The sequence below is a fragment of the Pseudonocardia acidicola genome (assembly GCF_012911935.1).
Lineage (GTDB): Bacteria > Actinomycetota > Actinomycetes > Mycobacteriales > Pseudonocardiaceae > Pseudonocardia > Pseudonocardia acidicola.
In genome coordinates this window covers 1-9,613 of the sequence record NZ_JAAXLA010000130.1, presented here as the reverse complement: position 1 = coordinate 9,613, position 9,613 = coordinate 1, and the positions used below count along the sequence as shown (strand labels likewise).

The following is a 9,613-nucleotide window of genomic DNA, read 5'->3' as shown; positions in this document are numbered from 1 at the left end:
GGCGGGGGAGTGAGCGCGCGGGCAAGCCAGGCGGGCAGCTCGGCGATCGGCGCGCGGTTGACCGCCCGGTAGTAGCCCTCGTCGCGGACCGAGGTGGCCGCGACCACGTACCCGCCGCAGGCCCGGGTGTCGATGCGCCAGCCCAGGGTCCCGGCGGTGTTGCGGAACTTCGTCCCGGCCGGGGCGCGGAAGTACAGGTGCAGCCCACCGGTCGGGGTGGACACGGTGTAGGTGCCCGCCGGTGCCGGCTGCCCGGCCTTCGCGGCCAGGCGGGCGAGCACGTCGCGGCCGCCGCTCGCTCCGGTCCACGGCTCGGGCGCGGGCTCGCCGTGGGCGTCGTCGAGGTCGACCACCACCAGCCCGCTCGGGCCGCAGGCCAGCGCCAGGTTGTAGGGCCGTGTGCTCCACCACTGCCGGATCTGCTCCGGGTCGCGGGTCGCGGCCTGCTCCCACTTCTCCACCGCGGGGAACTTGGTGCGCGGGTGCAGCGGGAAGACGTGGTGCCCGGCCTCGGCGGCGGCGAGCGCGGCCTGCCCCAGCCGGCCCAGCTTGCTCGTCGGGTGGTTCGTCATGTCCCCTCCTCTCAGGGGCGGGCCGGTGGCCACCTGTGGGAGGTGGCCACCGGCCCAGGGGGTCAGAGTCCGGCGGCCTCGGCCAGCAGGGTCGCGACGCCACCGTCGCCGAGGGCCTTCGCGGCCTCCCAGAGCCGGTCGAGTCCGCTCGGCACGTCCACGCAGTCCCCCTCGTCGTTCGCGGACAGGAACAGCGCGTTGCCCGCGTAGGGCTGCAGGGCGAACCGGTCGAGGTCCGGGTCCCCGTGCGTCGGGTGAATCTGGAAGGCGTGCGCGATGAACGTCGCCACCTGGTTCAGCCGCGGCGTCGCGGTGCACAGCCCGTCCTCGTCGACCCACATGTCCAGCGTCGGGACCGTCGCGAGCGGCACCCGCTCGACGGTGCGGCAGCCGATCGCCCGGTACATGCCGCGCAGCACGTCCTCGGCGGGCAGCTCGACCGTGCTGACCTGGCGGTCGACGGTGACGAGCACGCCCCGGATGGTCTCGACGGTGGCGATCTGGTTGGTCATCTTCTGGCTCCTTCGGGTGCCTGGTTGCGGATTGTCGTCTCGGGCTTGTCGTCCCGTTCGGACAGTAATTATTTTACAGTCTCGCGCGGCGCATCGTCAACAGGAAAGGCGCTCTGAGCTGGGAAAACATGCGTTCGCACGGCGGCGATCTCGGCGATTCATCGCCTCGACCTCAGCTGGCGCGGGGCAGCTGGCGCCGCTGGTCGCGCTGACGGCGGAGCAGGGCGCGGCGCTCGTCGGCGGTCAGGCCTCCCCAGATGCCGTCGGGCTCGCGGCGGGCGAGCGCATCCTCCAGGCACTCGGCGCGGACGGGGCAGGCCTCGCACACCTCCTGGCCTCGGCGATCTGCTCGGCAAAGGCGCGTCCCTCGCCGAGGGGATAGAACAGCTCCGGGTCCTCGTTGCGGCAGCGGGCGCGGTTTCGGTAGTCGGCCACGGCGGGCCTCCTTTCGGGTTGTGGTTGCGCGGTGTCGGGCGGGGTTGTCGGTCCCCGCCTGACCACCGGGGGCCGGCCCCGTGCAGGGCCGGCCGTGGTGGGTCAGTGCACCTCGGGGGCGCGGGAGAGGGTGGTGACCATCCCGTGGCCGGCCCCCGGCCGGGCCGGGGTGCTCAGAGCACCCGCAGGGCGATGCAGCGCCAGTCGCCGGCCTCGGCGAGTTCGAACCGTGCGGCCAGGGCGCGGGCGCGGCGCCCGATCCGGCACAGGGCGGCGACCTCGGCCGCACCCTCGTGGGGCTGGCTGACGTGACAGGACAGCACGCGGGAGGGGGAGTGGTCGCGGCGGTAGAGCTCGGCGGCGACGCGCAGGTACCGGATGACCTGCGGGGTGGCCAGGGCGACCATCTGGGAGTACGGGCGGCGGCCGTCCAATGCTTCGAGCAGGGTCACCAGCACCCGGTGGGCGCGGGGACCGACGGCGGGATCGCGAGTGACGTCGGCGGTGATCTCGCCGAGCAGCGCGGGGGCCGGGCGGGCCGCGACCTGGGCGGGGGCGGACTCGGTCAGGTCGTGGCCGCACTGCGGGCACTCGGTGAGCACCACCGCGGCGTGCTCGTCGGGGATCGGCTCGTAACGGGCCCGGCTGACCACGATGGGGCCACAGCTGGCCTCGGTCGTCTCGGTCGTCTGCGCGGTGTCAGTGGTTCGCATCTCGGCGCCTCCTCGGGTGTTCGGCTGCGGTGCGGGGCTTGTCGTTCCCCTCGTTGCATCTCTGATTTTACAGTCGGCTGGGTGGGATGGTCAACAGGAAACCCGTGCTGAGCGGGGGAAATGTGGGCGGGGGCGGCCTGGGTGCGCGGGTCCGGCGGTGTCCTCGTGTCGGGTGGTGGTGCGCTAGCCTGGCGGGACTGCTCTGGTCATTCAGGGGCTCTCGGGTGCCTGGTTGCGGGCCGGGGCACAGATGGCCGGTGATCACTTGTCGGCGCCTTTTCGGAGGCGAGCCCGCGAGGGCTTGGTCACCGGCCATCGTCCATGTCCGGGGTTGTTCGGGCTCTCTGAAGCGAGGCCGGGTCCGGGCAGCGCCCGGCCCCCGGAGGGATCCGGCCCGCCAGGGCCGGCGCATCAACCGGGGCGCGGGCACACCGCCGCCCGGGAAGCTGGTGGGTCTCTCCTCGCGTCGGCGCGACGGAACATGCCCGGGGTTCTGCCGGCGGGCCAGGCTCGCCGCAGGCGACCGCGAAGCGGCCGAAGGGCCTGGCGTGCCGGCAGGTTCCCGGGCACCGTCGAGACCGACGACGCGAGGAGAGACCCCACCCGCGGCACCAGCCCGCACCCCACCACCCCCGACCCCGGCAGCCGCTGCACGCCGGCCGGCCACGGTGCCACCTGGTGCTGATGTGACCGGGCGGCCGACCCCGGTATTGGGATCGGCCGTCCGGTCGGGTTGATCAGGCCGCGGGGGCGTCGTGCTCGCCGTCCTGGCCGGTCTCGTCGGTGTCGGCGGTCCATTGGCACCCGGCGGCAGTGGTCTGAGTCGGGGCGGCGTGGCAGTCCTCGCAGTCCTCGCAGTCCTCGCAGTCCTGCTCGTCGGCGCCCGGCTCGTCCTCCTGGTCCTCGTCCTCCTCGTCCTCGGCCTCGGCGGCTGCCCGTGCGGCCTGCTCGGCGGCGCGTGCGGCCTGCTCGGCGGTGTAAGCGGCCTGGGTGGCGGCGCGGTGCTCGACCTCGGCGGGGGTGATGTCGTAGCCGAGGGTGGTGAGCTGGTCCCACCACCACAGGGCGGCCTCGTGCTTGACGTTCCAGCCGCGCAGGCGTTCGGCGTGGTCGTCGATGCCCAGGACGGCGGTGGCGACGGCGCACTGTTGGATGCGGGCGGGGGTCCACTGCTCGGGCTGGGGGCAGAGCTGCTCGGCGAGCGGGTGGCGGTGGCCGGCGTCGATCAGGTCGGGCCAGCGCGCGGCGATGGTGAGCAGCAGGTCGGTGTGCTTGGCGGCGGCCTTCTGGCTGCCGATGAGCCTGCGCAGGAACTTCGCGCGCACGTCGCGGGCGGCGCTCATCTTCTCCGCGTGCTCGCGGCGGGCGGCCTCCTCGGCTTCGCGGCGGGCGATCTCGTCGGGGGAGACGTAGCCGGTGGGGCGCAGCCGGGTGTGGCCGTGGGCTTCGGGGGCGCGGCAGATGTGCACCGGGCGGGGCTCGGCGTAGCTGGCGCTGTCGATGAACACGGCGTGCCCCTCGGCCAGGCCGTATTCGGCGACGGTCAGCGGGTTGCCCTCGGCGTCGGCGAGGTCTCCCAGCTCGGCCTCCCGGCTGGACCAGGGGAAGTCCTTGGGCTTGCTGACCAGGACGTAGCCGTCGGCGGTGAGCTGCTCGCGCAGCTGCGCGGCCTTGGCCTTGCGGTCGCGCTTGTGGCGCTCCTCGGCCAGGGCGTAGCCGAGGTGGCTGCCGCGCAGGATGCGCTCGACGGCGTTGGCGTCGTCGGCGAACTCGTCAAGGCTGGCCGCCTCGTCGAGCCCGAGCTGGCCCGTCGCCAGCGCCTTCTGTGCGGCCTCGGGCAGGGCGGCGACCTTGTCCGCGGCGCGGACGGTGGCGAGCTTGATCCCGGTGGCGCGCGCGATCGCGCGGGCGTCGAGCCCGTCGACGAGGGCGAGCTGCAGCCCGCGGGCGCGCTCGGCGTCGGTCAGACTCAGGCGCTCGCCGTTCTCGGCGATCTGGGTGAGCACGTCGCGCCCGGCGAGGTCGGGGCGCTCGTAGCAGGGGACGTGGTGCAACTGCTCGGCCCGGGCGGCGGCCTGCTCGGCGCTGAGGTCGTAGTGGTCGGGGTCGGCGACGAGCAGCTCGGCGGCGCGGCGCACGGCGTCGCGGCGGCGGTGTCCGGCGTAGATGGTGAACCTGCCGTCCTCGCGGGGGATGACGGTCAGCGGTTCGAGCAGGCCCAGCTCGGCGATGGACTCGGCGAGTGCGGCGACGTCGCCGCGGTCCTCGCGCAGGTCCCGGTCGGCGTCGAGGTCGACGAGCTGGTCGATGTGAACGGTCTGCATTCGTGGCTCCCTGTTCGGGGTTTCGGTTGCAGTGTCGAGACAGGCTTGTCGGTCCCTCTCAACAGATCGTATTTTACAGTCACTCGGACCTTGAGTCAACTCGGAAACCGGCTTTGAGCTGGGCTTTTGAGGGCGCGAGCGCCCCATCATTCGGCTCTACCCGACCCGCCCTCGATCGCTAGGAAGCGGGCGGAAATGCCGCCTCACATCCCCCGGCGCCCGGGCTTGCAGGCGTGGACCTGCGGGGGCCGCCCTTATCCACAGGTGTCATCCGCAGGCTGACAATAGGCAGCATGTTTCTCCTAGGCTGACGCCATGAGTGATCTGTGGCCGGATCCGGTGGCCGGCGCCCCGTACACCTCGCGGTCTCTGGCGCATCTCGCGCTCGGAGCCGTCGCCCGGGAGGCCTCGGACTTCGCCCGCGGGCTGGTGCCCACCGGGGCGGGGCGGGGTGGGTACGACGGGGCGTTGCTGGCCGATGCGCTGCGGATCGCCGAGCTCGCCGAGCAGGTCCTGGCGGCCGCGGTGGTGGTGGAACGGGAGGACGGCACGACCTGGGAGGAGATCGGCGCGGTCCTTGGTGTCACCCGGTCGTCGGCGCACAAGCGCTGGCAGCCGGTGGCGCAGCGGTGGAACGAGCAGATGGAGCGGGCCGCTGTCCGGGGCCGGGTCGACGACGAGGGGTTGCCCGAGGTGCTCGCCGACCCGCCGGGGCTGGTGGCGCGGCGGCTGGATGAGTGGGTGGTGCGCCACCGGGAGCCCGGCGATCCGATCGCCGGCGAGCATCCGGTCAGCGACGCGCTGGAGCGGATGAACCCGCTGCGCGAGCTGCTGCACCTCGCTGGGGTGCGCCGCCAGCTGTGGGCCTCCTACGAGGGCGCCCCACCGCCGGGGCTGCTGGCCCCGATCGCGGAGCGGGAGGCCGAGCTCGAGGAGGCCCTCGCGAAGACTGCTCCTCCCAACGAGGCTGGCGAGCACGCCGCTGCGGCGGCGAAGGCCCGCGCCTACGCCGCGCAGCTGCGCGACCAGACCACCCCCGACTAGCGGCTCGACGCCCCACCGTGGTCGCCGCAGCCAAGGGCGGAGTCGCGCAACGGACGAACCCCCACCGCCCATGACGGGTGGTGGGGGCTCGTCTTCTATGCGCGCCCGCGGGTGCGTGACAACCTCGCGCGGGGTGCGCAGCCCGAAGCCGGGACGGCAGGGGGTCAGAGCCCGACCGAGTCCGCGCCGTGCTTGGCCTGCGCGGCCGTGAAGCCCTCGTACTTGAGTTGGTCGATCAGGCCCTGGCGGGAGAACGCGCTGAAACTGAGGTAGCTCTCCGCGGACTTCGCGGCTTGCTCGTTCCAGTCGACGGTGACGTGGTCGGCGGCGTACGTGGCGTCGGCGGTGGAGAAGTCCTCGTACTTGAGCTGGTCGATCAGGCCCTGGCGGGAGAACGCGCTGAAACTGAGGTAGCTCTCAGCCGACTCGACCGCGTTCTGTCGGCTCACCGACAGGGCAGGTGTGGTCGGCTCCGGCGGGGCCGCAGCAAACGTTTCGGGGGCGGACGCCGTGTTGTTCGGTGCGGGCACTGCGGCCGGGGGCGGTGCGGCGATCGGGGTGGGCGGAATGACGGCGGGCGCGTAGGTCGGAGCCGCTGCGGTCGGGGACTCTGTGCGTCCATCGTTGGCGCCCGCTGCGGCGGCGACGACGACGATCAGCACAGCGGCGCCGCCGACGATGAAGGGCCACTTCCGCCGTCGTTTCGGAGCCGGGGGCTGCGGCGGCTGCTGCGCCCAGTTTGCGGGCGGCGGGCCCCACTGCTGCGGGATCTGGCCCTGCTGCGGGTACTGGTCGGGCGGGATGTTCTGGGAAGGGCCCTGCGGGGCCTGCGAGGTTGTCACAACCCCTACGTCGCGCGGGAGGATCGGGTGTTGCAGTTGGCGACACCGGATCATCAAAACTGTGGAAGCCCTGCGCCGCCAAGTATGTAAACGGCCCCTAGATGAGTAATTCCTAACGTCGGGGCGACCGTAGACGTGGACGGAGGGTGTTCAAGATCAGTTTGTGACGACCGACCTGAACACCCTCCTTACCGCACTCTACGTCAAGATCGACGACCATCTGGGCCGTCGCACCCGCACGGGTAGACCGCCCAGGCTCTCCGACGCCGAGTTGCTCACCCTCGCCGTGGCCCAGGTCCTGCTCGGGGTCCGCTCGGAGGCCCGCTGGCTGCGGTTCGTGCCCCGGCACCTGCCCGGCGCGTTTCCGTACCTGCCCGGCCAGTCCGGCTACAACAAGCGCCTGCGGGCGGCGGTGCCGCTGCTCAAGCGCCTGATCCGGGCCCTGGCCACCGACACCGACCTGTGGACCGACCCGGTCTGGGTGGTGGACTCCACCCCGGTGGAGTGCGCCCGCTCGCGCCCGACGGTGAAGCGGTCGAACCTGGCCGGCTGGGCCGGCTACGGCTACTGCGCCAGCCACTCGCGGTTCTTCTGGGGGCTGCGCCTGCACCTGGTCGCCACCCCGGCCGGGCTGCCGATCACCTGGGCGCTGGCCGACCCCAAGCTCGACGAACGCCAGGTCCTGATGGCCATCCTGGACCACGACCCCACTCTCACCGGCGACCGGCCCGGGCTGACCATCATCGCCGACAAGGGCTACGTCTCCGCCGAGCTCGACCGCTACCTGTCCGAGCGCGGGGTGACGCTGCTGCGCCCGTCCTACCGCAACCGCACCCCGCGCCCCGGAGAGCACCTGCTCAAACCGATCCGCCAGCTCATCGAGTCGGTCAACGACACCCTCAAGGGCCAGCTCGACCTGGAGTTGCACGGCGGGCGCAGCATCGACGGCGTCGGTGCCCGCGTCGCCCAGCGGCTGCTCGCTCTGACCGCCGCGATCTGGCACAACCGCGCCACCGGCCAGCCCGTCACCCGATCCCTGATCGCCTACGACCACTGATCGAGTTGGGACTTACTCGTCTAGGACGACCGCGGCAACCGTCGCCATGCCAATGATCGCGGTGGTCGGCGGAGTGGTGCAGGTCTGGGACTGGCCCGGCGACGTGCACTGCCCGGCCGATTCGATACCCGCGAGGTCGACGCGATCTATGAGATCGCGCGGCGCTCCACCACGTGGATCCACGTCTGACCACGAGGACCCGCCCGCCCGAGCCCGCCGCGGTGATCAGCCCGGGCCGTAGGCGATCGACGTGCCCGGCGGGGCCGGGGTGTCCGGGTCGGTCACCGGTTCCCCGTTCAGCCACACCCGGCCCGCGGCCAACATCGACTCGAACCGCTCCGGGTTCATCTTCGCGGCCAACACCCGCTCTCGTACGGTCCGCGGCTTCTCCACCTGCTGCCCGTCCTCGGCCACGGCTCCCATCTGACGTCACCACGGGGCCGGTGCAGGGGCCGAGCAGCAGCATGGGCCCTTCCGAGTTCTCTGCGGACTCGGCCCCGCCGGCGCGGGCTATGAACCCCCACCCGCCGACCAGCAGGACGCGAGTAACCCCTCATCAATCGGCGTCGGACACCGGTCGATCAGTCCGAGTGGAGCGAAGCACGCAATGCCGCGACCTTGCGTGCCATCCCGAGCAGGCTCGGCGCGTCACCGATGCCGTGTAGAACATATGTTCGAGTCTTGTGCTACTGTTCGGTCGCGGCGTCCGGGGTGGGGGAAGCACCCCGGACGCCACACCGCGTCGGAGGAGCCTTGGCCGTGGGCAGCGACAGTCGCTACGACCGGAACCGGCGGTGGGGACTGCGAGGCTGCCGAGGCCCGGCGCGTTGCACACCATCGCCGAGCTGCTCGCTGGTCATCCCGGGCTCGTGACCAACCGGGCCGCCGCGGGACAGATCGCGCACATACTGCACAACACCGCGATCGAGCTGGACGCGGGCCGGCGGGTGCCGAACGAGAGGTACGCCGCGCGGTGCGGGCGCTGGCCGACGCGCTGCGCGTGGCGCTGGACCCGCGCGGGCGAACCTGACCACGGCAACGGCGGGGAACCCCGGGTGGGATTTCTTAAGACAGCCTCATCCTGAGGTTTGACCTAGCGGCAGAGCGCGATGGCCTACGGCAAGGTTCAAGGCACGGCCGCCTCGCCGGGCTGCGCGATTCTTCCCGCGGCGGCGTGGCGGTGCTGCTCCAGGTCGATGCCGGGCAGCATGAGCCCGCAGGGCCGCCGTCCGACTCGTCCAGCACACGAGGATTGCCGACCGCGGCGAGCAGCTCCGTGGCGATCGGCTGGGGTGGGGATCTCGACGGTTCGTGGCGGCCCCCATCGCCGAACTCGAGGATGGGCAGGGGCCAGCAGCCCACTGGAGCAGGCCGAGGTATCCAGCAGCGGGCGTCCGCTTCTCAGTTCTCGCGCGGGCGCATAGGGGATAGGCACGCGTCTTCCTCCAGTCCGCCGCTCCTGCCGGGCACTTCCTGGCTCCCCGCAGCTCGAGGGGCACAGACCGACGAGGCAGCGCTGTGCAAGGTCCGCGGTCCCGCACTCAGCGCGCAGCCCGGCCCCGACGCAGCACCACGGCGACCGACCAGCGACCTCGCTGCGCCCGCTCCCGCCGCCACCAGGGGGTGGGGTCGCCGGTGCACTGATCAGCGAGGCCACCCGCGACGTCGACGACCGCACGGGCCGGTTCTCGACCAGATCCGCCGCCTTCTCCGGAACTCCGGTGGACGCCCATACCCGGCCTGCATGCCCGGGCGTCGGCGGTTTCTGCCCGGCGCACGGGCGCCGCGGACTCGGGCTCCGCGGACGGCCGCCGTGCGGCGTGCAGCAACGTCAGCCGCTGACACGCTCCAGCCAGCGCCGCCCGTCGAGCCGAGTTTCGACCTAGGCACACCTAGATTGATTGACATTCGATGTTTAGACTCATATGTTCATCGAATCTCGATGAAGGAGGCGTCTTTGCCTGACGTGGCGATAGTTCGGAAAGCCCTCGCCGACAGGGGTGTGGAGTTCGTGTTCGGGTTCTACGTCGATGTGCATGGGGTCCCGAAGAGCAAGTGCGTGCCGCTGGCGTCGCTGCCGGCGATGGCGGCTGGTTCGGAGCTGTACACCGTCG

8 protein-coding genes and 1 pseudogene are annotated in these 9,613 nt (G+C 72.1%); 2 read left to right on the top strand and 7 right to left on the bottom strand.

Translation table 11 applies throughout. The annotated features are described in order from the left end of the window. The 5 genes and pseudogenes from HF526_RS33635 to HF526_RS33615 form a co-directional block, all read right to left on the bottom strand. Positions 1 to 572 (bottom strand): bifunctional DNA primase/polymerase (locus tag HF526_RS33635; protein WP_169385699.1); only part of this gene is annotated, 572 nt, incomplete at its 3' end. Between the two features lie 62 nt (positions 573 to 634). After that, the gene (locus tag HF526_RS33630) at positions 635 to 1,084 is read right to left on the bottom strand and encodes a DUF3846 domain-containing protein (RefSeq protein WP_169385698.1); all 450 of its coding nucleotides are present in this window, start codon (positions 1,082 to 1,084) and stop codon (positions 635 to 637) included. Positions 1,085 to 1,256: 172 nt separating this feature from the next. Then, a pseudogene (locus tag HF526_RS33625) lies at positions 1,257 to 1,519 on the bottom strand (WhiB family transcriptional regulator). Between the two features lie 173 nt (positions 1,520 to 1,692). Next, on the bottom strand, positions 1,693 to 2,232 hold the full coding sequence (locus HF526_RS33620) for an Rv3235 family protein (protein WP_169385697.1): 540 nt from the start codon (positions 2,230 to 2,232) through the stop codon (positions 1,693 to 1,695). A gap of 737 nt (positions 2,233 to 2,969) precedes the next feature. Then, entirely contained in the window at positions 2,970 to 4,556 is a 1,587-nt protein-coding gene (locus tag HF526_RS33615) for a ParB/RepB/Spo0J family partition protein (protein ID WP_169385696.1), read from the bottom strand. Between the two features lie 315 nt (positions 4,557 to 4,871). On the opposite strand from HF526_RS33615, the gene HF526_RS33610 reads away from it, so the two are divergent. Further along, positions 4,872 to 5,600, top strand: a complete 729-nt coding sequence (locus tag HF526_RS33610) for a hypothetical protein (protein ID WP_169385695.1) — start codon at positions 4,872 to 4,874, stop codon at positions 5,598 to 5,600. A 164-nt stretch (positions 5,601 to 5,764) separates the two neighbouring features. Here the strand turns inward: HF526_RS33610 and HF526_RS33605 are convergent, their stop codons facing one another. Continuing rightward, the gene (locus HF526_RS33605) at positions 5,765 to 6,442 is read right to left on the bottom strand and encodes an Ltp family lipoprotein (RefSeq protein WP_211178192.1); all 678 of its coding nucleotides are present in this window, start codon (positions 6,440 to 6,442) and stop codon (positions 5,765 to 5,767) included. 163 nt (positions 6,443 to 6,605) lie between these two features. Between HF526_RS33605 and HF526_RS33600 the strand changes: the two genes are divergently transcribed. Continuing rightward, positions 6,606 to 7,499, top strand: coding sequence for an IS982 family transposase (locus tag HF526_RS33600; RefSeq protein WP_169385693.1), 894 nt, complete (start codon positions 6,606 to 6,608; stop codon positions 7,497 to 7,499). Between the two features lie 225 nt (positions 7,500 to 7,724). Here HF526_RS33600 and HF526_RS33595 read toward each other — a convergent pair whose 3' ends face one another. Continuing rightward, the gene (locus HF526_RS33595) at positions 7,725 to 7,922 is read right to left on the bottom strand and encodes a hypothetical protein (protein WP_169385692.1); all 198 of its coding nucleotides are present in this window, start codon (positions 7,920 to 7,922) and stop codon (positions 7,725 to 7,727) included. Positions 7,923 to 9,613: the final 1,691 nt, after the last annotated feature.